This window comes from Providencia sp. Marseille-Q8014, assembly GCF_965112055.1.
Genome location: NZ_CBCOPT010000001.1, coordinates 3,185,281 through 3,209,436, shown reverse-complemented (window position 1 = coordinate 3,209,436; position 24,156 = coordinate 3,185,281). Strand labels below are relative to the sequence as shown.

At 41.4% G+C, this 24,156-nt stretch carries 20 protein-coding genes and 1 pseudogene; 10 read left to right on the top strand and 11 right to left on the bottom strand.

Going from position 1 to position 24,156, the window contains the following annotated elements:
• The first annotated feature begins 61 nt into the window (after positions 1–61).
• Together ACWPW6_RS14200 and glnS are read left to right on the top strand one after the other, a co-directional pair.
• On the top strand, positions 62–877 hold the full coding sequence (locus tag ACWPW6_RS14200) for a sulfite exporter TauE/SafE family protein (protein WP_454209889.1): 816 nt from the start codon (positions 62–64) through the stop codon (positions 875–877).
• A 157-nt stretch (positions 878–1,034) separates the two neighbouring features.
• Positions 1,035–2,702 carry a glutamine--tRNA ligase gene (glnS, locus tag ACWPW6_RS14195; protein ID WP_154624770.1) on the top strand — a complete coding sequence of 556 codons (1,668 nt, stop codon included), beginning with the start codon at positions 1,035–1,037 and terminating at the stop codon, positions 2,700–2,702.
• A gap of 241 nt (positions 2,703–2,943) precedes the next feature.
• Here glnS and ACWPW6_RS14190 read toward each other — a convergent pair.
• A pseudogene (locus ACWPW6_RS14190) lies at positions 2,944–3,030 on the bottom strand (hypothetical protein); the annotation flags it as partial.
• 1,215 nt (positions 3,031–4,245) lie between these two features.
• Between ACWPW6_RS14190 and ACWPW6_RS14185 the strand changes: the two are divergent.
• Positions 4,246–5,112, top strand: coding sequence for a hypothetical protein (locus ACWPW6_RS14185; protein WP_247047585.1), 867 nt, complete (start codon positions 4,246–4,248; stop codon positions 5,110–5,112).
• 56 nt (positions 5,113–5,168) lie between these two features.
• Here the strand turns inward: ACWPW6_RS14185 and kdpE are convergent, their stop codons facing one another.
• The 6 genes from kdpE to ACWPW6_RS14155 are packed head-to-tail and all read right to left on the bottom strand — an operon-like array spanning position 5,169 to position 13,020.
• Positions 5,169–5,849 carry a two-component system response regulator KdpE gene (gene kdpE, locus ACWPW6_RS14180; protein ID WP_163862776.1) on the bottom strand — a complete coding sequence of 227 codons (681 nt, stop codon included), beginning with the start codon at positions 5,847–5,849 and terminating at the stop codon, positions 5,169–5,171.
• Positions 5,821–8,535, bottom strand: a complete 2,715-nt coding sequence (gene kdpD / locus ACWPW6_RS14175) for a two-component system sensor histidine kinase KdpD (protein WP_154622177.1) — start codon at positions 8,533–8,535, stop codon at positions 5,821–5,823. Before kdpD ends, kdpE begins: the two co-directional genes overlap by 29 nt.
• A gap of 8 nt (positions 8,536–8,543) precedes the next feature.
• Positions 8,544–9,137: a potassium-transporting ATPase subunit KdpC gene (kdpC, locus tag ACWPW6_RS14170; RefSeq protein ID WP_154622178.1), complete on the bottom strand. Its 594-nt coding sequence runs from the start codon at positions 9,135–9,137 to the stop codon at positions 8,544–8,546.
• A 10-nt stretch (positions 9,138–9,147) separates the two neighbouring features.
• Positions 9,148–11,211, bottom strand: coding sequence for a potassium-transporting ATPase subunit KdpB (gene kdpB / locus ACWPW6_RS14165; protein ID WP_154622179.1), 2,064 nt, complete (start codon positions 11,209–11,211; stop codon positions 9,148–9,150).
• Positions 11,212–11,225: 14 nt separating this feature from the next.
• A complete protein-coding gene (gene kdpA / locus ACWPW6_RS14160) occupies positions 11,226–12,929 on the bottom strand; it encodes a potassium-transporting ATPase subunit KdpA (RefSeq protein WP_249999222.1) in 1,704 nt (567 codons plus the stop codon).
• Position 12,930: 1 nt separating this feature from the next.
• A complete protein-coding gene (locus tag ACWPW6_RS14155; protein ID WP_163862769.1) occupies positions 12,931–13,020 on the bottom strand; it encodes a potassium-transporting ATPase subunit F in 90 nt (29 codons plus the stop codon).
• Between the two features lie 412 nt (positions 13,021–13,432).
• Here ACWPW6_RS14155 and ACWPW6_RS14150 point away from each other — a divergent pair, with 412 nt between their 5' ends.
• Positions 13,433–13,639: a YbfA family protein gene (locus ACWPW6_RS14150; RefSeq protein ID WP_154622181.1), complete on the top strand. Its 207-nt coding sequence runs from the start codon at positions 13,433–13,435 to the stop codon at positions 13,637–13,639.
• Positions 13,640–13,844: 205 nt separating this feature from the next.
• Here ACWPW6_RS14150 and ACWPW6_RS14145 read toward each other — a convergent pair whose 3' ends face one another.
• Entirely contained in the window at positions 13,845–14,036 is a 192-nt protein-coding gene (locus ACWPW6_RS14145) for a hypothetical protein (protein WP_154622182.1), read from the bottom strand.
• Positions 14,037–14,170: 134 nt separating this feature from the next.
• Complete coding sequence (locus ACWPW6_RS14140) at positions 14,171–14,980, bottom strand: DUF1460 domain-containing protein (protein ID WP_196714035.1); 810 nt, start codon at positions 14,978–14,980, stop codon at positions 14,171–14,173.
• Between the two features lie 866 nt (positions 14,981–15,846).
• On the opposite strand from ACWPW6_RS14140, the gene ACWPW6_RS14135 reads away from it, so the two are divergent.
• The gene (locus ACWPW6_RS14135) at positions 15,847–16,590 is read left to right on the top strand and encodes a type 2 GTP cyclohydrolase I (protein ID WP_154621919.1); all 744 of its coding nucleotides are present in this window, start codon (positions 15,847–15,849) and stop codon (positions 16,588–16,590) included.
• Positions 16,591–16,655: 65 nt separating this feature from the next.
• Here ACWPW6_RS14135 and ACWPW6_RS14130 read toward each other — a convergent pair whose 3' ends face one another.
• Positions 16,656–17,783: a multidrug effflux MFS transporter gene (locus ACWPW6_RS14130; RefSeq protein ID WP_154621920.1), complete on the bottom strand. Its 1,128-nt coding sequence runs from the start codon at positions 17,781–17,783 to the stop codon at positions 16,656–16,658.
• 102 nt (positions 17,784–17,885) lie between these two features.
• Here ACWPW6_RS14130 and ACWPW6_RS14125 point away from each other — a divergent pair, with 102 nt between their 5' ends.
• On the top strand, positions 17,886–18,659 hold the full coding sequence (locus ACWPW6_RS14125; RefSeq protein WP_154621921.1) for an AraC family transcriptional regulator: 774 nt from the start codon (positions 17,886–17,888) through the stop codon (positions 18,657–18,659).
• A gap of 184 nt (positions 18,660–18,843) precedes the next feature.
• Here ACWPW6_RS14125 and ACWPW6_RS14120 read toward each other — a convergent pair whose 3' ends face one another.
• Positions 18,844–20,130, bottom strand: a complete 1,287-nt coding sequence (locus tag ACWPW6_RS14120) for a citrate synthase (protein ID WP_154621922.1) — start codon at positions 20,128–20,130, stop codon at positions 18,844–18,846.
• A 612-nt stretch (positions 20,131–20,742) separates the two neighbouring features.
• Between ACWPW6_RS14120 and sdhC the strand changes: the two genes are divergently transcribed.
• The 4 genes from sdhC to ACWPW6_RS14100 are packed head-to-tail and all read left to right on the top strand — an operon-like array spanning position 20,743 to position 23,989.
• Positions 20,743–21,132: a succinate dehydrogenase cytochrome b556 subunit gene (gene sdhC, locus ACWPW6_RS14115; RefSeq protein WP_163862765.1), complete on the top strand. Its 390-nt coding sequence runs from the start codon at positions 20,743–20,745 to the stop codon at positions 21,130–21,132.
• Complete coding sequence (gene sdhD, locus ACWPW6_RS14110) at positions 21,126–21,470, top strand: succinate dehydrogenase membrane anchor subunit (RefSeq protein WP_154621923.1); 345 nt, start codon at positions 21,126–21,128, stop codon at positions 21,468–21,470. The genes sdhC and sdhD overlap by 7 nt, the downstream gene beginning before the upstream one ends.
• Positions 21,471–23,237, top strand: coding sequence for a succinate dehydrogenase flavoprotein subunit (sdhA, locus tag ACWPW6_RS14105; protein WP_154621924.1), 1,767 nt, complete (start codon positions 21,471–21,473; stop codon positions 23,235–23,237).
• A gap of 35 nt (positions 23,238–23,272) precedes the next feature.
• On the top strand, positions 23,273–23,989 hold the full coding sequence (locus tag ACWPW6_RS14100; protein ID WP_154621925.1) for a succinate dehydrogenase iron-sulfur subunit: 717 nt from the start codon (positions 23,273–23,275) through the stop codon (positions 23,987–23,989).
• The last annotated feature ends 167 nt before the right edge of the window (positions 23,990–24,156 follow it).

Below are 24,156 nucleotides of genomic sequence, written 5' to 3'. Positions count from 1 at the left end.
GTAAGTCGGCTTTAATTCTTCTCGATATGATAATAAAACAATCATGTGTGGAGATTTAGTTGTGGTTTTATTATTGTGTCTTTTTGGCTTTATATCAGGGATCACTACCGCTTTGTTTAGTTTTGGTGGTGGCTTTATTACCGTTCCGCTACTTTATGCACTTATTACTTTGGTATGGGGGCCTCAAAATGAGGCGAATGATGTGGCAATGCAAATTGCTGTGGCGACCTCAACTTGTGTAATGATTTTTTCGGCTTCACTTTCGACGAGTGCACATTATCGTAAAGGTCATTTAAACTGGAACATTATTCGTCCATTTATTATCCCCATTTCTTTAGGGGGCGTTTTAGGTGCCTTTATTGCTCTTTCTGTCAATAGTGAATGGATCCGTTGGTTATTTATTATTTATCTTATTATCACTATTTTAGATTGCTTCTTGAGGCCTGGGTTTATGCAGACATCGCGCGAGGGCATCACACCTTCACATAGGCACCATGTTGCAGATACACCTATTGGTTTATTGATTGGCGCTGTCGCCGCATTTTTAGGGGTAGGTGGCAGCGTGATGACCGTTCCACTCATGCGCCGTCGTGGGGCGAGTATGATCCAAGCCGCTGCTTTCGCTAACCCGCTAACATTACCGATGGCAGTGACTGGAACATTCACTTATCTCTATTTTGCTTTTACTCAGCATATTGAGCTAGGTGATGGGTTTCTTGGAATGATTTATGTCAAAGGGGCATTAATCTTAATTGTCAGCTCTTGGTTAGGGATCCGCTTCGCGAATTTACTCATGCCATATTTGAGTGATAAACGCCATGCGCAAAGCTATCCACTGCTATTACTGATAGTATTGGCTGTCATGTTGTTAACTTAATTATTTGAATATTAATTGGGTTAAGTCATCATGAGTACGAGAAATATCCGCTAATATATCTTTAATTATACATATTTGATCAAACGGTTGTTTCTTGACAGATTATGGTAGAATATATTTTGCTATTACGCGCTTTTGGCATTGAGGAATGATGACAATGAATGAGGCAGAGACTCGCCCAACCAATTTTATCCGTCAGATCATAGATGAAGATCTGGCGAGCGGGAAACATACATCGATACATACACGTTTCCCACCTGAACCGAATGGCTATTTACACATTGGTCATGCAAAATCAATTTGCCTGAATTTTGGTATCGCACAGGACTATCAGGGTCAGTGCAACTTACGTTTTGACGACACCAACCCAGTCAAAGAAGATGTTGAATATGTGAATTCAATTCAAGAAGATGTTAAGTGGCTTGGGTTCCAATGGAGCGGTAAAGTTCACTATTCTTCTGATTATTTCGATACTCTATATCAATATGCGATTGAGCTGATCAACAAAGGTTTGGCTTATGTTGATGAACTGAGCCCAGAACAAATTCGAGAATATCGTGGCACATTAAAAGAGCCAGGTAAAAATAGCCCTTACCGCGATCGTAGTGTTGAAGAGAACTTAGCGCTGTTTGAAAAAATGCGTGCTGGTGGCTTTGAAGAAGGTAAAGCATGTTTACGCGCCAAAATCGATATGGCATCACCTTTTATCGTTATGCGCGATCCTGTTTTGTATCGAATCAAGTTTGCGGAGCACCACCAGTCAGGTAACAAATGGTGTATTTATCCAATGTATGACTTTACGCATTGTATTTCTGATGCGCTGGAAGGAATTACACACTCGTTATGTACATTGGAATTCCAAGACAACCGTCGCTTGTATGACTGGGTGCTCGATAACATCACCATTGATTGCCACCCTCGTCAATATGAGTTCTCGCGGTTAAACCTTGAATATACGGTAATGTCTAAGCGTAAGCTGAACCAGCTGGTGACTGATAAATTAGTTGATGGTTGGGATGACCCACGTATGCCGACTATTTCCGGTTTACGTCGCCGAGGATACACAGCGGCATCAATCCGTGAATTTTGTCAGCGTATTGGGGTAACTAAACAAGATAATAACGTTGAAATGGCAGCGCTAGAATCTTGTATTCGTGATGATCTTAATGAGAATGCACCACGTGCGATGGCGGTAATTGATCCCGTTCGTTTAGTCATTGAAAATATGCCTGAAGGTGAAGAGATCTTAACCGCGCCTAACCATCCGAATAAACCGGAGATGGGAACTCGTGAAGTGCCATTTAGCCGTGAGTTGTATATCGATCGTGCGGATTTCCGTGAAGAAGCTAACCGCCAATATAAGCGTTTAGTATTAGGTAAAGAAGTACGCTTGCGTAATGCCTATATCATTAAAGCGGAACGTGTTGAAAAAGATGCAGAGGGTAACATTACAACGATTTACTGCACTTACGATCCACAAACGCTAAATAAAGACCCAGCAGATGGCCGTAAGGTGAAAGGCGTTATCCATTGGGTAAGTGCAGCGCATGCACTACCAGCTGAAATTCGTCTTTATGACCGCTTGTTTACTGTACCAAATCCTGCTGCTGAAGATGATTTCTTATCGGTGATTAATCCAGAGTCATTAGTAATTCGACAAGGCTTTGTTGAGCCAAGTCTACGTGATGCAGCAACAGATAAGCCATATCAATTTGAACGTGAAGGTTATTTCTGTGCCGATAATCGTTTAAGCAGTGCTGATAAGTTGGTGTTTAACCGTACAGTAGGATTGCGCGATACTTGGGCTAAGATCGAAGCTCAATAATTTCCTCCTCTGACTTCGCTGACCACTTAGCTGTGGTACGAATGATCGAAAGGAAATGCGATGATGGTCTGCTATGTCAAGGCCACAAATAAAAATCTCAGACTCTTAATGGAGCCTGAGATTTTTTTATGGCGATAAAATACATTAAGGCGCTGTGGGCGGCATCTTTTCATTTCAGCAATCATGAAGGTCATTGTTGCCTAAGGTCACCTGACTTTTTTCACCGATAACTTGATACTCTTCACCTAGTGAACGATGATTTTGAGGCAATATTATCGATAAACTGTTTAGGGATTTTCAAACGCTTTTGTATTCTGCTCAGCTTTAAGCGTAGATGTGATCCCGCATCGGCAGTGCGGTATTCAGAACCATTGTGGCTAAAGGTGACGGCCTAAGAAAGACGCAATAACGGTAAGCGGGCCACCATTGAACGGAAATATCATATCTTACTTACCCAAAAGCCTTCACACGGCTCCAAGATCCAACTGATATCATTGCACTATGTGTCCGGTGCTATTTAGCGAATTCTTTGAGCTTAGCTTTTCTGGAAGAAGGGATATCTAGGTTGCTGACTTAACGCTGCACCGCGGGATGATTTATTTAGTCCATAGCCGCGGGGTAAGGCTGTCGAAATATTAAAAGGCGGGTACGAACCATATTGGAATTTAAAATTTTTCCTACTTTACAAATTCTATTATTGGCGATTGAATGGATGGCAATGTTTTATCAAGGGCGGTTTGTTCTCAGCAGGAATAGTTGGCTATCACCGGAATAACAATACGTTGCCCTTGTTGTGTCAAAAGAATAACCAAGCGCTAAGATGTGTTGTGATAGCCTGTTAATACGCTAGAGTTGAGTAAAATGTGTCAAAAGGTGAGGAGTTATTAATAATAATTATTTTTGGATTAATATATTGTTCTTTTTTGTTTTTTTATAGCAAATAGCGTTTATCACCATCTTATTAAGACGATAAATGGCGATTAATATATAACTCATTGTTATATATTAATTTAAGATATAAAAAGAAACCCTTGTTCGGTGTTTTTTTTCATAGGTATAAATGGTGGTGTTGATTTTCTGATGGTGATGCCTGATAATTTTTACAGTGTTTTTTATCATTTATTGAGGGATAGTCATCTATTTTATATTATTAATAATTATTTAATTTATTATAACGATTAACTATTCATGATATGAAAAAGAAAACGTATTACGTAAAGTTAATTTTAAAAAATCTCAAAAAGTTAAAATATATTCATAAATAACCGTGCAATTTATAAATAACGCATTATATAGTGAAAACAATAGAGGGGTATACACGCTAGCTTGGCTGTCATTTATTATTAAGATTGTGTTAGTAATTATGTGAGTTATTTTCTTTATTTAAGGTGATTTTATTCTCGGTGAGAATATTGATAGCGATGCGCGAGGATATTTATTTTCATCAATCAAAAAAAAGATTAAAGGTGAATTTTTAATATAGTTTAAGTTAATGGTAATAAATCAGCAACACAATATTCTATAACTTCATGAAAAGTGATATATGGCAATGCATAAAATCAAGATCAATCTATGTTTAATATTCCCACTAATCCTCAGTTTTGACGCTTTCGCTGATTCACGTGTAGACTTCGGTCCTAGGCCTTATAGGAACGCGGTTGTCAGTAATGGTGGTACAGGACAGATTACATTTATAACTTATAACAGACCGGGAACGGGTCTTCCTACATCGGTAAGGGTTGGTTTGGAAGTTTTTGGTTATATTCCAAATAGAGGAAATTACACGGCCTATTATGAAAGGCTGTCAACTAATGAGTGTAATGGTCGGTTGGGCTCTCGGGCAGCAGCAATAAATACAATAACAAATCTCATGAACAATAGAATAAATATTCCAGCGATATCATTTGGTGATCCACTAAATTTAGAACTTATGGAAAATATTAATGTAGAGTTTATTTATGGTTGTTATGATGCAATAAATAGAGCTTCAGCAGGTCTAGGTAGAAATAGTCGTAACGGAGAAATTGAGATTATTAATCCGCCAAATCAAAAAAGTATCTGTACGCTAAATGATCAATTATTAAACTTTAACTTTTTATCGAACGCATTGGATGTAAATAGCGCTAAGCAAAATAGAAACTTAGCCATAAATTGTACTAGCGGTAATGCAAGAGACTATACCTTGAAATTAATCTCTTCAAAGGTAGATACAAATGGAAATTTAAGTTTTGGAAATGGTGTCGCAGCTAAAATAGCGCTTAATGATATTAATGTTAGCGCGAATGGCTCAGGTATTGCATTAAATGCCCTAAAAACAATCAATATTAATGTCACCGCCAGTTTAACCGGTGTTGCATTATCTTCTGGCGAATCGTCGGCGTCTGGGGTGTTAGTCTTAGAAGCCAATTAACGTTCTGTCGCTCCACTGTATTAATGCGGCAGAACCCGTCGTTTGATATGCAATCGCTATGGCATAAAGCGATAGCCAATCCCCGTTTCGGTGAGCAAATGAATCGGGCGGGCTGGATCATTTTCCAGTTTTTGCCGTAAGTGACCCATATAAATGCGTAAGTAGTGGTTGTGTTCAACATAATTAGGCCCCCAAACCTGCAATAACAGATGGCGTTGGGTTAGAACCTTACCGCTATTGGCGACTAGCTCACTGAGTAAGCGAAACTCAATGGGGGTGAGGTGCAATTCTTCATTTTGTTTAGTGACGATGCGATTAATAAAATCAATACAGATATCACCGAACTGAAATAGTGAACTTTCTTGATTTTTGCTGAAGCGGCGTAATGCGACTCTTACTCTTGCGAGCAGCTCACTAATGCCAAAGGGTTTAGTGAGGTAATCATCTGCGCCAGCATCTAATGCGGCGACTTTTTGTGATTCTTCTTCGCGAGCCGATAGTACGATAATTGGGATGCTGCTCCATTGGCGTAGGTCACGAATGAGGTTTAGGCCATCACCATCAGGCAAACCAAGATCCAGTATAAGCAGATCTGGTTGGCGAGTTCCGGCTTCAATTAACCCACGATGGCCATTTTCCGCTTCAAAAACTTTCCAGCCTTCCCCCTCCAAAGCTAATCGGACAAAGCGACGAATCTCTTTTTCATCTTCAATGATCAATATTTGATGGGGGTTCACAATAGTCAGCTATCTCTTCAATATCAGGGAGTTGTTTAAAAGGTAAAACAAAATGGAAGCTGGCTCCACCTTTTTTGTTATTTTCAGCCCAAATGGTGCCATCATGTAATTGAATAATGGCGCGACAGATCGCTAATCCAAGGCCAACACCAGGGATTGCGGACTCTTTTTGTGCTCGAGAAAACTTATCAAAAATTGTTTTTTCTTGCCCATTGGGAATCGCATTACTGGCATCCCAAACTTCAATGTGTACTTGGTTATCCTCTATATTGGCACAAATCCCCATTGGTGTATCTTTTTCGCTGTATTTGATGGCGTTCTCTAATAAGTTAATTAATACTCGTTCAATTAAGTTACCATCACAGTAGAGCAGCAAATTAGCTGGGATTTCAATGGATAAAGGATGACTATGCAATGTGTAATCAAGGGTTCTTATCGCACTGCCTGTGATCTCTTGCAGTGATTGCCACTCAAAATTCGGTTGTATCCCCCCTGATTGCAGTCTTGCCATATCCAACAAGTTATTCACTAAACGGGAAGTACTGAGTATTTGCTGGCGCATTTGGTTAACTTGCTCCGTATAAGGGGAGTTTTCTGCGCTAAGGTTCAAGGTCAAAATTTCTGCTTGGCCAAACAGTACCGTTAACGGTGTTTTTAGGTCATGGGATAGTGCTGCTAACAAAGAGTTTCGCAACTGCTCGCGCTCAATGTTGAGTTTTGCGATTTCCGCTTGTTTTGCTAATTGTAAACGCGCTAGCGCGCTAGCAATCAACCCTGTAAATGTTTGTAGCATGCGCTGTTGTTCAGGGATCAATAGTTGGCGCAAATTATTGGGTTCGATAGCGAGCACGGCTAGCGTTTGATCGACCGTGGTAATGGGTTGTAGTTGATAAGGTACACTTGGTAGTGTATCGGTACCAGCACCCGCGGGTTGACGCTTGTCAAAACTCCATTTAGCGATAGCTTGATCAATTTGCATCGCGCTATGGCCTTCACATAACAATGGCATTAATTGATTGTTTTCATCTGGCAAGAGTAAGCAGGTTTTCGCCTGAAAGGCATTGTTAATAAAATGGTAGCCTGCTTTACCGATATCTTGCTCGGTGAGCGCTTGGCTTAATTCTTTTGTCATTTCATACAGGTGGCGAGTCCGTTGCTCTCGATAACGGGCAATTCTTGCCTGATATCGCATACCTGCCGTGAGATTACCAACCACCACACCGACAATAAGCATTACGGTAAAGGTCACCAAGTATTGCATGTCCATAATGGCCAGAGAAAAGTGTGGCTGTACAAAAAAGAGGTCAAAACTAATGACATTGATAAGCGCTGCAAAAATGGATGGTCTGCGTCCATAAAAGAGCGCCACAAGAACCACACCGAGTAAATACAGGGTAACTAGGTTGGCTTTATCGAGCGCCAGTAAAAAAGTACGCGAAAATACAGTGATAAGCGCACATATCGCGATCGCAACTAAAAAACCGTTAATGTCAGTACGCCATTTTTCAGAAAATGGTTTCCGTTCAGGCTCTTTCACCCAATCACTCTTTTCTTCGAGTGCAACGATGATTAAATCCAAATCTGGCCCTAATGCACCTAATCGATCCGCAAAGCTAGTGCGTGAGCCTAACCATCCACGGCGTTTAATGCGCCGTCCAACCAAAATTTTGCCAAGATTATGTTCACGTGCGTAACGTAAAATCGCTTTTTCTTCAGAAGGGTCAGATAACGTTGCTGTTTCAGCGCCTAAGTCTTGAGCTAAACGTAATGCTTTAAGAATCGCTCTACGGTGCCCCTCTGGAAGCCGATGCAGTTTTGGCGTTTCAACATACACGGCGTGCCAGACAGACCCAAATTTTGCAGCGAGTCGTGCTGCGGCACGAACGAGCTTTTCATTGCCACGATTATGCCCTATGCATAATAACAGGCCATCGCGCGTATGCCAGACAGGGGCTTGTCCTTTACCATCGCGAAACTCTCGCATTTGGTCGTCAACGCGATCCGCGGTGCGACGTAGCGCTAATTCCCTTAGGGCTATTAAATTCCCTTTACGAAAAAAATGCTCAATAGCGCGTTCTGCCTGTGCTGGGATATAGACCTTGCCTTCGTTAAGACGCTGACGGAGATCATCGGGAGGTAGATCGACTAAGACAATTTCATCGGCTGCATCGAAAATATGATCGGGCACGGTTTCTCGCACACGAATCCCCGTGATGCTACCGACCACATCATTTAAACTTTCAATATGTTGTACATTAATTGTCGTTAAAACATCAATGCCGGCATCAAGAAGTTCTTCCACATCTTGCCATCGTTTAGGATGGCGACTACCGGCTGGATTACTAAATGCCAATTCATCCATTAAAATAATGGCTGGATGCCTTGCAATTGCAGCATCAATATCAAAGGCGCTCATGCGGCGCCCGCGATGGTTTAACCGACGTGGCGGCAGTTGAGATAGCCCATCCAGTAATGCCGCCGTTTCTTCCCGTTCATGTGTTTCGACAACGCCAATTACAACATCTAACCCTTGAGTGCGTAAGCGTTGAGCCTCTTGTAACATCGCATACGTTTTTCCGACGCCTGCACAGGCGCCGAAAAATATCTTAAGCTTGCCTCGGCCAGTTTCATTTGCTTTTACGAGCAACTCATCTGGATTTGGGCGTACTGGGTCTTGATTATCCATAATTAACCTCAGTGAGTGGGCTGATGCGTTTGTGGTTTAAGCTCATCCAATGCGATGTTCAATTGCAATACATTCACAACGGGTTCTCCCATAAAGGCAAGGAGGGGGCTTTCAGTTTGTGCTGCAATGAGAGATTCAACCTCCCTCAGCGCAATCTCTCTTTTTTTCGCAATACGAGGCGCTTGATAAAGTGCAGCCGCAACCGAAATATTGGGATCTAAGCCACTTGCAGAAGCAGTTAGTAGATCGACGGGAACGGCTTGTCCAGCATCTGGATTTTGTTTTCTCAGTTGTTCACGACGTTGTTCAAATGACTCATATAATACTGGATTACTTACCGCAAGATTACTGCCTCCAGAGGCTAATGAGTTATATGGGAACTCCGCCGTTGCTGAAGGGCGGCCGAAAAAGTAGCGGTCGGACTGGTAGTGTTGACCAATTAATGCTGATCCAACCACTCGCCCATTTTGTTCTATGAGCGACCCTTGCGCCTGCCAAGGAAACAGTACATTCGCGAGTCCTGTAACAAGTAAAGGATAAGCCACACCAGTTATTATCGCTAATAAAATTAATACCACAATTGATGAACGAATCGTGTTCATAATCTATTCCTTAAAAACCAAATAAGCTAATAATCATGTCGATAAGCTTGATACCGATAAAGGGAACGAGTAAGCCGCTAAGACCATAAATACTGAGATTTCGTTGTAGCAGTGATTGCGAACTCATAGGGCGGTAGTTGATCCCTTTTAAGGCTAAGGGGATCAAAAAGACAATGATCAACGCATTAAAAATGACTGCCGATAACAGTGCCGAAGCAGGTGAATGCAAGTTCATAATATTCAATACGTTCAACTGTGGCCAAGTCACGGCAAAAGCAGCAGGAATAATGGCAAAATATTTGGCGATATCATTGGCGATACTAAATGTGGTTAACGAACCTCGCGTCATGAGCATTTGTTTACCAATGTGTACGACTTCAATTAATTTAGTCGGGTTAGAGTCTAAGTCCACCATGTTACCCGCTTCTTTTGCCGCTTGAGTTCCTGAGTTCATGGCAACAGCGACATCGGCTTGAGCCAGAGCTGGAGCATCGTTAGTACCATCACCCGTCATGGCAACCAACCGACCTTCTGCTTGATATTGGCGGATCAAGGCTAATTTCGTTTCTGGGGTCGCTTCCGCTAAGAAATCATCAACACCTGCTTCAGCAGCGATAGCGGCAGCCGTTAGATGGTTATCGCCGGTAATCATCACGGTTTTGATCCCCATGCTACGCATCTGAGCAAAACGTTCTTTGATCCCCCCTTTAACAATATCTTTTAAAGCGACAATACCTAGGACGGTTTGGTTATCGACAACAACTAATGGGGTGCCTCCTTGGTGAGCTACTTTTTCTACCAGTTGATCCGCCTCAAGTGGAAACTTACTGTGATTGGCTTCAACATAACGGCGTATCGCATCGGCAGAGCCTTTGCGTATCATTCTGTCACCCACATTAACTCCACTCATTCGTGTCATTGCTGAAAAGGGAACAAAAGTAGCATTTAATGAATGAATGTCTCTTTCACGCAAATTAAATTTTTGTTTTGCAAGGACGACAATGCTGCGTCCTTCAGGGGTTTCATCCGCTAAAGAGGACAGTTGTGCTGCATCCGCTAATTGCTGTTCGGTTACGCCTGTTAACGGTAAAAATGCCGACGCTTGTCGATTTCCTAACGTGATAGTTCCTGTTTTATCGAGCAGCAACACATCAACATCACCAGCAGCTTCAACAGCACGTCCGCTGGTGGCAATGACATTGGCACTTAACATACGGCTCATGCCAGCAACACCAATCGAGGAAAGTAACCCTCCAATGGTTGTAGGAATGAGGCAGATTAATAGCGCAATAAGCACGAGAACGGAAACGGCGTTACCTGCCCCAGCATATTCCGCTGAAAACAGGGTATATGGGTAGAGGGTTGCACAGGCCAATAAAAAGATAATAGTTAGAGCAGTTAATAGAATGGTGAGTGCTATCTCATTCGGTGTTTTACGGCGTTGTGCGCCTTCAACCATGGAAATCATTCGATCAAGGAAGGTTTCACCGGGGTTAACGGTACATTCCACGATCAGCCAGTCGGATAAGACACGAGTACCGCCGGTGACAGAAGAGAAATCCCCCCCTGACTCACGGATCACAGGGGCTGATTCACCCGTGATCGCACTTTCATCGACGGAAGCTCCCCCCTCCAGAACTTCACCATCACAAGGAATGATGTCACCCGCACGGATCAAAACAATGTCACCTTTGCGAAGTTGATCTGAATTTACCGTTTCTTGTGCTGAATCTAAATTGGCCTCAGCAAGGCGGATAGCGCTACTGCGTTTTTTAACGCCTTTTAAACTCGCCGCCTGAGCTTTACTGCGTCCTTCTGCAAGTGCTTCAGCAAAATTAGCAAATAAAACGGTAAACCATAGCCATAGCGTAATCATACCACTAAACCAAGCATTACCTTCTGCGTAATTCGCTAACATTGCTAGCCATAGCAGGGTAGTGATAATGCTGCCAATATACACCACAAACATAACAGGGTTGCGCCATTGCGCCTGTGGAGCACATTTCTTAACTGCATCAATAATTGATTGACGAACTAACGCACTATCGAATAATTGAGTTTTTTTACTGTTCATTTTAATGACCCTCATTATGCTGCTAACTTAATTTGCAAATGTTCTGCTATCGGTCCCAATGCGAGAGCGGGAACGAAAGTTAGCGCACCGATGAGTAAAACGGTTAAGATCAATAGGCCGACAAATACAGGGCCATGAGTCGGTAAGTTTGCCGTATTGGCTATTTGTGGTTTTTTCATGGTCAGAGAACCTGCAATGGCCAAGACGGGTAAGATGACACCAAAACGCCCTAGTAGCATAACAATCGCCAATATTGTGTTATAAAACGGGGTATTAGTACTGAGTCCAGCAAAAGCACTACCGTTATTATTTGCTGCTGAAGAGAAGGCATACAGCACTTCACTAAACCCATGAGCACCTGGATTTAAAATGGCAGCACGTCCTGTTTCGGTCATTAACGCCAAAGTCGTACCACAAAGTACTAAAGTGGGCGTGACTAAAATGGCAATAGCGACCAATTTCATTTCACGGACTTCAATTTTTTTACCTAAATACTCAGGTGTACGCCCGATCATTAAGCCAGCAATAAATACGGCAAGTAAAACAAATAACAGCATGCCATATAGGCCTGAACCCACACCACCAAACACCACTTCACCGATCTGCATTAACCACATTGGGATCATGCCACCTAAAGCGGTGAACGAATCATGCATTCCATTTACTGCGCCGCATGACGCAGCGGTAGTGACAACGGCATACAATGCAGAGCCAAGAATACCGAATCGACTTTCTTTACCTTCCATATTGGCGGTACTGCTCGCGGAAAACTCACTTAAGAAAGGGTTACCAACATATTCGGCATTGATCACCAGCATTGCGGCAATAACAAAGATAATGGCCATCACCCAAAGCAGGGCGTTGCCTTGCTTGTTATCGCCAACAGTACGACCAAAAGCAAAGCACAATGCTGTTGGGATCAAGAATATCGCGAGCATTTGCACAAAATTACTCAGTGCTGTTGGGTTTTCAAAAGGGTGGGATGAGTTAGCACCGAAGAAACCGCCACCATTTGTTCCCAATAGTTTGATGGCTTCTTGGGATGCAACTGGCCCCATTGGAATGAATTGTGCGGAGCTATTTAAGTTATCACTTAAAGCGTATGGGGAAAAACTTTGAATGACGCCTTGGCTTACAAAGAATAGCGCAAAAATAATGGCTAAAGGTAAGAGTAAATAGAGGGTAATGCGGGTGATATCTACCCAAGCATTACCTAACGTTTTGCTATTGTGGCGTACAAAAGCACGGATTAATGCAAAGACGACTGCAATTCCTGTCGCGGCAGATAAAAAATTTTGCACTGTTAAGCCTGCCATTTGACTAAGGTAACTTAAGCTGTTTTCGCCGCTGTACGATTGCCAGTTAGTATTCGTCACGAAGCTCACCGCAGTATTGAACGCGAGATCCCAACTCATTCCTGGCAGCTGTTGTGGATTAAGTGGAAGATGCCCTTGAAATATCAATAGAGTGAACAGCAGGATAAAACCTAAAAGGTTAAATAGAAGTATCGCCAGAGCGTAACGTGACCAATTCATTTCAGTCATTTCTCGACCTGGTTGTTTTAGTCCACTGCAACGCCATACCACGGCTTCAGTTTTCATAACAAAACGTGGCATGTCACCTTCAATTAAACGAGCAATAAACAAACCTAATGGTTTTGCTAATACAATAAGAACCAGCAAAAAGCTGGCGATGAGTAGAAGCGCAGTTACGGCCATCTTAAAATTCCTCCGCATTAAGCAGAACATAAATTAGATAGACCAACAGTAAAGCAACGAAGACTGTCCCGAGGATGGAAAGTAATGACACTGTAGTTTCTCCTTATTATTCCCATGGAGACAGCATAAGAATTGTGTTGTAAATAAGCTGAAAAAAAACCAGAGAGCGGTGTAAAAAAAGTATAAAAATCGCAATCAAAAGCAGTCATGGCCTGATTTGTTAACAATACATTGTTAATTTTCTGTGGTTATTTTGTTTCTTTTGTTCGTTATTTTGTTAATATCTGTAATAAACTTACATTTTTACGGGTGAATTAGTGATTTTTTTCTTATTTAAGTGGTCAGATCAGTAGTAAAATTACCAAATGAAGAGTATTATTAAGGTAGTTAATTTACCTTTCATACTATCTGTCCGATTTTAGTCACTCTCCAATGAGATGATGTGTTGTGAAAGAGAGAAGTTAAAATCGGCAAATAATGTGGCTACTGACAGGAGGATATCGATGTCCACATATCACGAATATTCCCGTAATCAGGTGCTTTTACGCCGCACAGCAGCGTTAACCGCTGGCATACTTGCATTTCCGGTTATGGCTTTTTATCCACAACGCGCTAAGTTTTATAGTTATCTCCATAAAGTTTGGGCAAAAACAAGCGATAAGCCTGTTTGGCTTGATCGTTCTGAAATGACAATGGAGACGCATCGTTAATAACGATACGTATTAGTGCGACCCTGTCCCCGCAATAACGACAAAATATTGTGGGGAAAGGGGATTAAATCAAACGATGACTTTAACTCGTTATTTCCCTCTTTCTATCACGCCTTTTTCTGACGATTTTTCATCATGAATTTTTATGTTCTTTGATAAATCAAACATAAGATAGAGTGAGTATCGTGACGAGTGATGAATAGGTTTATTTATCACTATCAGGTGGAACTTCTCCAATTAAGCTACAAGAGAGTAATTTTAGTGGGTTATTAACCCAATCGACAAAACAATATTCAATCTTTTTGATGGGCTTAACATCATTGCCTTCAACGGTAATTGCTTTTGCCGTTAGAGGGAGTAGGTAAAATGTCGATATAAGTAACATTGTATATTTCATTATTCCTCCAAACAGTATTAATTAAAGCGTTTAATATATGAAATGATGGTGTTGAAAAATAAAATGCGCTTAGTGTTTTTATCAGTTTTAAATTACTTGTGAAAAGTGAATGGGCTCTTTACTTTCATATGCATTTATTTAGATATCGAGCGTAAAACTAAAATACCGGGCCTTGTGCTCATATATTCAAGAAAGGGCGTATCAACGACTTTATTATTTTTAGATAAAGACGAGGCATTTCGATACCATAATTGACCATCCTTCTTAATCGCAAAGCCAGTATGAGAGACATCTAAACCACTTATTGGTGAATATACGCCAATATAGTCACCTGTTTTTATGTTATCAATCACCGATTGGTTGATCATATTACCCGGAATATAAGTGATTGTTCTAGGAATAGCGCCTAATCCTTTTATGTATTCACTGCCATCTGATTTTATATTTAAATTTTTTTCTACCGTGATGCTATTTGGGCTAATTGTTGCAGTAACATCAATGGCATTTTTAGGTGCTACGGCATACCAATCTGTGAAGAAATGCTTACGTTTATAATAAGTGACTTGGGAATCCTTATAACGGGTATTAACCAATGAATTTAAAAAGGATTTTTCATTATTAGAAAGGCTAAGTGCAACGACATAATCCAGATATGTAAAACAATCGACACCCTCAAAGTTCGCGACGAGGGTTTCTTGTTGTTCTGGGCCACCTATTAATGTATTCGCAACATACGGCGTGCCTAAAAATGTAGCTGAGATACGATTGATCTTTTCATCATAACTCAACGTCTGGTTCGGTATGACGTCATTATTAATGATATCATTGATTTTTTGTTTGGTGCTTTCTGTTATTAAAATAGGATAACCAATTTTAATTTTCTCACTTGAGGAACAACCCGCCAAAGAAAAAGACAATACCACCAATAAGGGTAATTTAATCATTATTATTAGTACCTATTAAGACTGAATCGGATTATTAGTAATATTTTAGATTGTTTTTGATGGCAACGAAAAATAACACATTATTTAAATTTCGTTTAATTTCCCTATAAATATAAAATAAAAAGGTGCTGACATATATGCGGGGGAAACACAAATAATTTGTGTTTTTTTATGTTGTTTATCATAATGAAGGTAATAAATTCAAAAGATTGATTTATATTTTATATTGGTGTGTTTATTAATGGTTTTGTATAACAAAGGGTTATCATTGAGAATGGGTTTAACACATTTTTGTTGTTTTTATTTTAGCGTTTAGGTTGCCTGTTTTTAATATGTTCGTTTGTTTAAAAATAAAAAATGATTAATCTATGATAAGTTGATTCATATATTCGTAATAAGGGTTTTATTTTAATGGTTAATTTAAAGTAGATAATCTTTAGAGGAAAAACGACGTAAAATACCCAGTCTGATTTTACGCTTATTTAAGAGGGGTATGCCTAAAGATAATAACATTACTTTTGCTTAGAGGTTGCAGGGCAAACTTAATGTTATTGACGTTAAAAGTGTTTGCATAAAATATTCCTCTTATTGAAATAAGCTCGCGTCATATGGGAGCAAGTGTTTGAGGTAGGCTATCTGTGTTTAAAAGCGCTAGATAACATATTGACAAGCGCTTTGTGATTGCAGCATAGGATAAACGACGGAGTCATCTTTAGTTTCTGTAGAGATCAGCTCTCTACGAATTGTTTAAAATAGCCGTTTCCTTTTATGGCATAGGCTTATAAGCTAGGCAGTATTGAATTTTGCCAATGAATAAATCATTTTTATCCAGTAAAGACAAAATGATGCTGTAAAAGGACTCGATTATGCGTAATTTAGCGTTGGAAGAACTTATCAATAATGAGCTGAAGGTTAGCGAGTTTCATGACTATGCACCTAACGGTTTACAAGTTGAAGGCCGTTCACATGTACAAAAGATAGTGACAGGGGTGACAGCTTGCCAAGCTCTACTTGATAAAGCGGTTGAGATGAATGCCGATGCGGTCATTGTTCACCATGGTTATTTTTGGAAAAATGAACCTGTGGTTATCAAGGGCATGAAGAGGAAGCGTTTAAAAACTTTGCTTGAAAATGATATTAATTTATACGGATATCACTTACCTTTAGATGCACATCCCCACCTTGGTAATAACACTCAGCTAGCGCACCTCATGGGGGTAAAAATTGATGGTCATATCGACCCGCTAATGCCTTTTGGCTATTTTGATCAACCTATTACGCCTGCTGAGCTCAATGAACGATTGGAAACTCGTCTTAATCGTAAAACACTCCATTGTGGAGAAACAGGTAAACAAGAGATCCGTCAAATTGCTTGGTGTACTGGTGGCGGGCAAGGTTTTATTCTTCAGGCGGCTGAATTTGGTGTTGATGCGTTTGTGACAGGGGAAGTTTCTGAACAAACGATTCATATTGCAAGAGAGATGGGGATCCATTTTTATTCGGCAGGGCACCATGCCACGGAACGTTACGGAATTAAAGCACTCACCCAATGGTTGGTCGATAATCATGGGTTAGATGCCGTGTTTGTGGATATCGATAATCCAGCTTAAACGGTTTTTAGAATAAAAAATAAAAGAAGTGCAGCACAAGACAGTATGTGCTGCACATGATTAGATTAATGGGTTCGATAACGTAATGATGATACGCCAAGTATGATGCTAGAAATGATTAAAGTAGCGCCTAAATGTTGACTCCAACCCGCAATCAGTAAACCTATCGCAAGTCCAACATAGTAAAACAGCCCTAATATTGCGCCAGCAGTCCCTTTATTACTCGAATAACGATTAAGTGCGTGAGCAAGAATGTTTGGGATGGCAATACCATAACCAATTACGACCCCAATAACGGGCAAAACAAACCAAACGGAATGCATAAGTATAAAAACTAAGCAGCTGCTAAGCAGTGAAATAAAGCTTGATAGCTTCACTAACTTTTCTGCTGTCCAATTTTTAGCCAGTAAATGACGATTTACGATGGAACCTATGCCTACGCCTAGCGCTAATAAAATGCCAGTTAGACCAAATTGTTGTTGCGATAGTGCCAATTGTTCAAAATGGAATGGCGCTAACTGATAATAACTGAATAAATTAATGTTGAAAAATGCTATTAATATCACATTTCTGATAATTTCTTTATCCTGAATCATGGCCAATAACGTGCTTAAAAATGGGTGGCGTATCACATTTTCAGGTCGCGTCTCTGGTAGGCGATAACAAGACCATAACAATAACCCTATTGCTAAAACGGCTAAACCCATAAAAACGGCTTGGTAGCCACCGCCACTGACCAAAATAGCGCCAGCTAACATGCCAAGCGCAGGACTGATAGCAAGTGCGATCCCCATAATTGAAAAGACTTTTGCTAATTCATGGCCTTGGTAGCTGTCGCGCATGGCCGTTTGTGTACCAATTGAGCCTACTGCCGCACCAAAAGCAGAGACCATACGTAAAAAGAGTAATAAATAAAAATGTGATATAAATAAAGCACATATGGATGCTATGCCATATAACAAAAGTCCCGCAAGTATTGTTGGACGGCGACCTAATGTGTCACACATTCTTCCCCAAAATATCACGCCTAATGCAAACGCAAAGAAATAGAATGAAAGCGTTTGTGAAGCTTGTTCGGCATTAACCTGAAATGCAATCGCAATACTGGTCAATGCGGGGCTGTAAATGGTCTCTACGATTTGTGGAAACATCATTAAGGCCACAGCCAGCCATAATGAAAGAGGATGTTTCATGTTAATAATCCTATAGTTGTCACTAATGGCGGGCAGTTTAATTGTATTTTCGCTGTCTTATTACAATAATAAAGACAATAAATATCAAAAATAGGACATATTATGGCTTGGCTTAATCAGCATGATAAATTTGAAACCCATTGGTATCAGGCGCCTATCTTGGGTATTGCAGCAGAAATGGGTCGGCATGATTCGGGATTTCATTCTCACAACATGGGGCAATTACTGTTCACTCAGCAAGGTTGTATTCTTATTTCATTAGAAAATCGTTTATCGTTATTACCGCCAGGACGAGTGGCGTGGATCCCCGCAAATATTGTCCATCGAGCACAAATGAGGGCTTCGGTTGGCTATCGTTCAGTGTATTTGAACCAACAAATTGCTCATCAAGTAGGTGATGAGGTGATGATTTTAACGGTAACCGCATTATTAAGGGAATTACTTGAGCGTATCGCAGTGGCTCCATTTGATAGCAATTGGCAGCAGGGAAGGCTTGCTAATTTATTACCCGTGTTTATTGATGAATTACAACATGCTAGCAAAGAGCCAATGCTACTAGCGATACCGCAAGATCGTCGTATGAAAAATTTAAACATGGAACAACTTCCTCCGCCCTTGATGGAACTGGCTAAAACAATAGGCGCGAGTGAAAAAACCATTACCCGTCTATTTTTACACGAAACAGGAATGAGTTATCAGGCATGGAGGCAACAATGGCGTTTTATCAAAGCGGTTGAGCTATTAGCGCAAGGGAAAACTTACTCTTTTATTACTCAAGAGCTGGGATTGAGTAGTGATAGTGCTTTCATTAGTTTCTTTCGAAAAATGAGTGGTGTTACCCCAAAAGAATATCAGCACCTTGCGGATAAAAAATAGAAAAGCCCCGAAAATGGGGCTTTGGTATGTAGGGTTGTATCTTGTTATTTAGTTAGAATATTATTTTTGACTAATTCTTTATATTTCAAGTGGCTGCATTGGCGATTTTATCTGTTTACACGAATTCACATGCTAGTGCCTGTGTATCGTTGTGTATTCAATGATCGCTTAGCTGCCCTTTGAATTATTTAGCCTTTAGGTTCGAATTAAAATCACGTTTGCCATAACCCGTGTATAGCTGACGAGGGCGCGCGATTTTCAGTCCGTCATCATGCATTTCGTTCCAATGGGCAATCCATCCGATAGTACGGGCAATTGCAAAGATAACGGTGAACATAGATGAAGGAATACCCATTGCTTTCAAGATGATACCTGAATAGAAGTCAACATTCGGGTACAGTTTTTTCTCAATGAAATACGGGTCGTTCAGTGCGATACGTTCCAGTTCCATGGCCACTTCAAGCAAGCTGTCATTGAGGCCTAGCTCATTAAGAACTTCATGGCAGGTCTCACGCATCACGGTTGCACGTGGGTCGTGGTTTTTGTACACACGGTGACCAAAGCCCATCAAGCGGAAAGAATCATTTTTGTCTTTCGCACGTTCGATAAAGGCAGGAATGTGCTCAACAGTTTGAATTTCTTCCAACATACGCAAGCAAGCTTCGTTAGCACCACCATGAGCTGGTCCCCATAGAGAGGCAATACCCGCAGCGATACAAGCGAATGGGTTAGCGCCGGAAGAACCCGCAGTACGTACCGTTGAGGTAGAGGCATTTTGTTCGTGATCAGCGTGCAGGATTAAAATACGATCCATCGCGCGCTCAAGCACTGGGTTAACCACATAATCTTCACAAGGTGTTGAGAACATCATGTACAAGAAATTACCTGCATACGACAGGTCATTACGTGGATAAACAAAAGGTTGGCCGATTGAATACTTGTAGCACATCGCCGCAACGGTAGGCATTTTAGACAGCAGGCGATAAGCCGTGATTTCACGATGGCGCGGATTATTAACATCCAGAGCATCATGGTAGAAAGCGGCTAATGCACCCGTAACGCCGCATAAAACAGCCATAGGGTGTGAGTCACGACGGAAACCCGTCAGCATGCGAGTGATCTGCTCATGGATCATGGTATGGCGAGTGACTGTGTTTTTGAATGTTTCATATTGTTCTTGAGTAGGTGCTTCGCCGTAGAGCAGGATATAGCAGACTTCAAGGTAAGAGGCTTCGGTTGCCAATTGGTCAATTGGAAAACCGCGGTGTAGCAGAATACCTTTATCACCGTCGATATACGTGATTTTTGATTCACATGAAGCAGTAGAAGTAAATCCAGGGTCGTAAGTGTAATACCCTTTTGAACCTAAAGTTCGGACATCGATAACGTCTTGACCGAGAGTTGGGGATAGAATGTCTAGTTCAATTGTACTTGCACTCTCAGTCGTTAGCTTAGCTTTGTTATCAGCCATTTACGGTCTCCTTAGCGCTTGATAATCAACACCCAACAACCAGAACCCAGCGTTATACTGTGTCTTTGCGCATTGTTCTACCGGTGTGTTGTGGAAATCAGCTAGCTATCACATTAAATTCTGAAACCGTACGACCGACGACAATGTTTTTTTAGGTTGTTTACGAGTGTGTAGATGTTATGTTCTTTTTGTTGTTTTCCCTACAATATCATTATTTTTAGTAAGGGAAACGAATTTCATAACTTTTGTTTTTTTACGCCGGTTGAGATACTGGCGACGTTCAAATAATTCTACCAGCCATATATGTAAGATAAATGTTGAATCATTGTCAAATAAGATAAGCACATTTATATAAAATGTTTAAATCGTGATCCCTCTCACTGTTCGGGCTAAATGTCACCAAACATTTTGTGTGGGAATTGTAATAGCAATGTGAAGACTTTATACTGACGGCAGGTCTCCGGATTACCCTGATGTAGGAGTTCCAGCGTAATCAGTATGCAACTCTATTTGAACATGATGGATTAGCGTTTAGCTTAAGTTGCATTTTGTACCCCTGTCGCTGTCAGTTTCCGCCCCAGGTCCGGAGGAAGGAAAATAATAAAGAGCTGTGTGGGCAAAATTGTGAAAAAACAAAGACCTGTCAACCTTGATCTGCAGACGATACACTTCCCGATCACTGCGATCTCTTCGATCTTGCACCGTGTCTCTGGCGTCATCACTTTCATCGCAGTAGGTATTCTGCTTTGGTTGTTAGGGACATCTCTCTCCTCTCCAGAAGGTTTTCAATATGCATCCGAAATAATGACTGGCTTTTTTGCTAAGTTCATTCTTTGGGGAATTCTAACGGCATTGGCGTACCACATTTGTGGGGGTATTCGTCACATGTTAATGGATTTCGGCTGTATTGATGAAACGCTTGTTGCAGGCAATTCATCTGCAAAAATTACGTTTGTTATTACGGTCATTCTGGCAATTCTGGCGGGGATATTAGTATGGTAAGTAATGCTTCAGCTTTAGGCCGTACTGGTATTCAGGACTGGCTGTTAATCCGTGGTTCTGCGATTGTTATCGTACTCTACGTGTTGTATCTCGTTGGCTTTATTGCCATTAATGACATCACCTATGAAACATGGCGTGGTTTCTTTGCCTCTTCTGTGACAAAAGTATTCACAGTCCTCACATTGTTCTCGATTTTAGTACATGCCTGGATTGGTTTATGGCAAGTACTGACTGACTATGTTAAGCCACTAGCATTACGTTTAGTGCTGCAACTTGTGATTGTTGTTGCTCTGCTGGCTTACTTAATTTACGGAACAATTGTGGTGTGGGGTGCATAAATGAATCTGCCAATAAGAGAATTTGACGCTATTGTTATTGGTGCTGGTGGCGCTGGTATGCGTGCTGCACTACAAATTTCACAACTTGGCCTATCTTGTGCTTTGTTGTCAAAAGTTTTCCCAACCCGTTCTCATACGGTGTCAGCGCAAGGTGGGATCACAGTTGCACTAGGTAACACTCATCCAGATAACTGGGAGTGGCACATGTACGATACTGTTAAAGGGTCTGACTATATCGGTGACCAAGACGCAATCGAGTATATGTGTAAAACGGGTCCAGAGGCGATCCTCGAATTAGAACATATGGGGCTGCCATTCTCTCGTCTTGATGATGGGCGAATCTATCAGCGTCCATTTGGTGGCCAATCGAAGAACTTTGGTGGTGAACAGGCAGCGCGTACTGCCGCCGCTGCTGACCGTACTGGCCACGCACTGTTACATACCTTGTATCAACAAAACCTAAAAAATCACACAACCATTTTCTCTGAATGGTATGCCCTTGATTTAGTTAAAAATCAGGATGGTGATGTCGTTGGTTGTACTGCAATTTGTATGGAAACAGGCGAACTGGTTTACTTCAAAGCTAAAGCGACTATTTTAGCGACAGGTGGAGCAGGTCGTATTTATCAATCAACCACTAACGCGCACATCAATACAGGTGATGGTGTTGGTATGGCTGCCCGTGCTGGTGTTCCATTACAAGATATGGAAATGTGGCAGTTCCATCCTACAGGTATTGCTGGTGCAGGTGTACTTGTAACGGAAGGTTGCCGTGGTGAAGGTGGATATCTATTGAACAAAGATGGCGAACGTTTCATGGAACGTTATGCGCCTAACGCGAAAGACCTTGCTGGTCGTGACGTTGTTGCTCGTTCAATTATGATTGAGATCCGTGAAGGCCGTGGTTGTGATGGTCCATGGGGCCCGCATGCTAAGCTGAAATTAGATCACTTAGGTAAAGAAGTTCTGGAATCACGTCTACCGGGTATCCTTGAATTATCTCGTACCTTTGCTCACGTTGACCCAATTAAAGAGCCAATCCCAGTTATTCCAACATGTCACTACATGATGGGGGGGATCCCAACTAAAGTAACAGGTCAAGCAATTCGTTATAACGAAAAAGGCGAAGACGAGGTTATTCCAGGTCTATTTGCTGTGGGTGAAATTGCTTGTGTATCTGTACATGGTGCAAACCGCCTCGGTGGTAACTCACTGCTTGACTTAGTGGTATTTGGTCGTTCAGCGGGTCTCCACTTGAAAGAGTCTCTGATGGAGCAAGGTTCAATGCGTGATGCATCTGAATCGGATATTGATGCTGCCATGACTCGCTTTAACCGTTGGGAAAATGCGCGTACAGGTGAAGATCCTGTTGAAATCCGTAAAGCACTGCAAACCTGCATGCAACACAACTTCTCGGTATTCCGTGAAGGTGATGCAATGGCGAAAGGTTTGGAAGAGCTGAAAGTGATTCGTGAACGTCTGCAAAATGCTCGTCTTGACGACACCTCTACCGAGTTTAATACACAGCGTATTGAATGTTTAGAGCTGGATAACTTGATGGAAACGGCTTATGCAACAGCGCAGGCAGCGAATTTCCGTACAGAAAGCCGCGGTGCACATAGCCGTTTCGACTACCCAGATCGTGACGATGCTAACTGGCTATGTCACTCATTGTATTTACCGCAATCTGAAACGATGACCCGCCGAGAAGTCAACATGCAACCTAAGTTGCGTGAAGCCTTCCCGCCGAAAGTACGTACCTATTAATGCGTGGTGTTAATCCAGTTGCGGAGAAATGAACTATGAAACTTGAATTTTCGATTTATCGCTATAATCCGGATGTAGATAACGCACCACGTATGCAGGATTACACGCTCGAGGTTCCTGAAGGGCGTGACATGATGTTGCTAGATGCGTTGATCCAACTGAAAGAAAAAGATCCCACTTTATCATTCCGTCGTTCTTGCCGTGAGGGGGTATGTGGCTCTGACGGTCTGAACATGAATGGTAAAAATGGCTTGGCTTGTATCACACCACTGTCTGCTTTAATTCGTGGTGGGAAGAAAATTGTTATTCGTCCATTACCAGGTCTACCCGTGATTCGTGACCTGATTATTGACATGAGCCAGTTCTATACTCAATACGAAAAAATTCGTCCTTATCTGATTAATGATAATAAGAATCCACCAGCGCGTGAGAATTTACAGTCGCCGGCACAACGTGAAAAACTCGATGGGTTATATGAGTGTATTCTGTGTGCATGTTGCTCAACGTCTTGCCCATCTTTCTGGTGGAATCCTGACAAATTTATTGGTCCGGCAGGTCTTTTAGCCGCATACAGATTCTTAATTGATAGTAGAGATACTGAAACAGATGCTCGATTAGATGATCTGAACGACGCTTTTAGTGTTTTCCGCTGTCATAGCATCATGAATTGTGTCAATGTATGCCCTAAAGGACTAAATCCAACGAAAGCTATCGGTCATATTAAATCTATGTTACTAAAACATAGTGCATAAAACCGGTGATTACCTGCGGCACTTAAGTGCCGCAGGCTGTTGAATAGTAACAAAGTAAAAGCAAAAAAGTGAAAGTAATAAGCCAAACTGCAAATGATGAAGACGCGAGCTGACTCGAGGGGCCTTTAAAAACTGCAGACAGTTTTTAAAGGTTCCTTAGAAGGGGA

Excerpts from the sequence above, each read along its gene's own strand:
- kdpD (WP_154622177.1), bottom strand. The coding sequence starts at position 8,535 with ATGGATAATCAAGACCCAGTACGCCCAAATCCAGATGAGTTGCTCGTA.
- glnS (WP_154624770.1), top strand. The coding sequence starts at position 1,035 with ATGAATGAGGCAGAGACTCGCCCAACCAATTTTATCCGTCAGATCATA.
- ACWPW6_RS14185 (WP_247047585.1), top strand. The coding sequence starts at position 4,246 with ATGGCAATGCATAAAATCAAGATCAATCTATGTTTAATATTCCCACTA.
- kdpB (WP_154622179.1), bottom strand. The coding sequence starts at position 11,211 with ATGAACAGTAAAAAAACTCAATTATTCGATAGTGCGTTAGTTCGTCAA.
- kdpC (WP_154622178.1), bottom strand. The coding sequence starts at position 9,137 with ATGAACACGATTCGTTCATCAATTGTGGTATTAATTTTATTAGCGATA.
- sdhA (WP_154621924.1), top strand. The coding sequence starts at position 21,471 with ATGAATCTGCCAATAAGAGAATTTGACGCTATTGTTATTGGTGCTGGT.
- kdpA (WP_249999222.1), bottom strand. The coding sequence starts at position 12,929 with ATGGCCGTAACTGCGCTTCTACTCATCGCCAGCTTTTTGCTGGTTCTT.
- ACWPW6_RS14150 (WP_154622181.1), top strand. The coding sequence starts at position 13,433 with ATGTCCACATATCACGAATATTCCCGTAATCAGGTGCTTTTACGCCGC.
- ACWPW6_RS14100 (WP_154621925.1), top strand. The coding sequence starts at position 23,273 with ATGAAACTTGAATTTTCGATTTATCGCTATAATCCGGATGTAGATAAC.
- ACWPW6_RS14145 (WP_154622182.1), bottom strand. The coding sequence starts at position 14,036 with ATGAAATATACAATGTTACTTATATCGACATTTTACCTACTCCCTCTA.
- ACWPW6_RS14130 (WP_154621920.1), bottom strand. The coding sequence starts at position 17,783 with ATGAAACATCCTCTTTCATTATGGCTGGCTGTGGCCTTAATGATGTTT.
- ACWPW6_RS14135 (WP_154621919.1), top strand. The coding sequence starts at position 15,847 with ATGCGTAATTTAGCGTTGGAAGAACTTATCAATAATGAGCTGAAGGTT.
- ACWPW6_RS14120 (WP_154621922.1), bottom strand. The coding sequence starts at position 20,130 with ATGGCTGATAACAAAGCTAAGCTAACGACTGAGAGTGCAAGTACAATT.
- sdhD (WP_154621923.1), top strand. The coding sequence starts at position 21,126 with ATGGTAAGTAATGCTTCAGCTTTAGGCCGTACTGGTATTCAGGACTGG.
- ACWPW6_RS14140 (WP_196714035.1), bottom strand. The coding sequence starts at position 14,980 with ATGATTAAATTACCCTTATTGGTGGTATTGTCTTTTTCTTTGGCGGGT.
- ACWPW6_RS14125 (WP_154621921.1), top strand. The coding sequence starts at position 17,886 with ATGGCTTGGCTTAATCAGCATGATAAATTTGAAACCCATTGGTATCAG.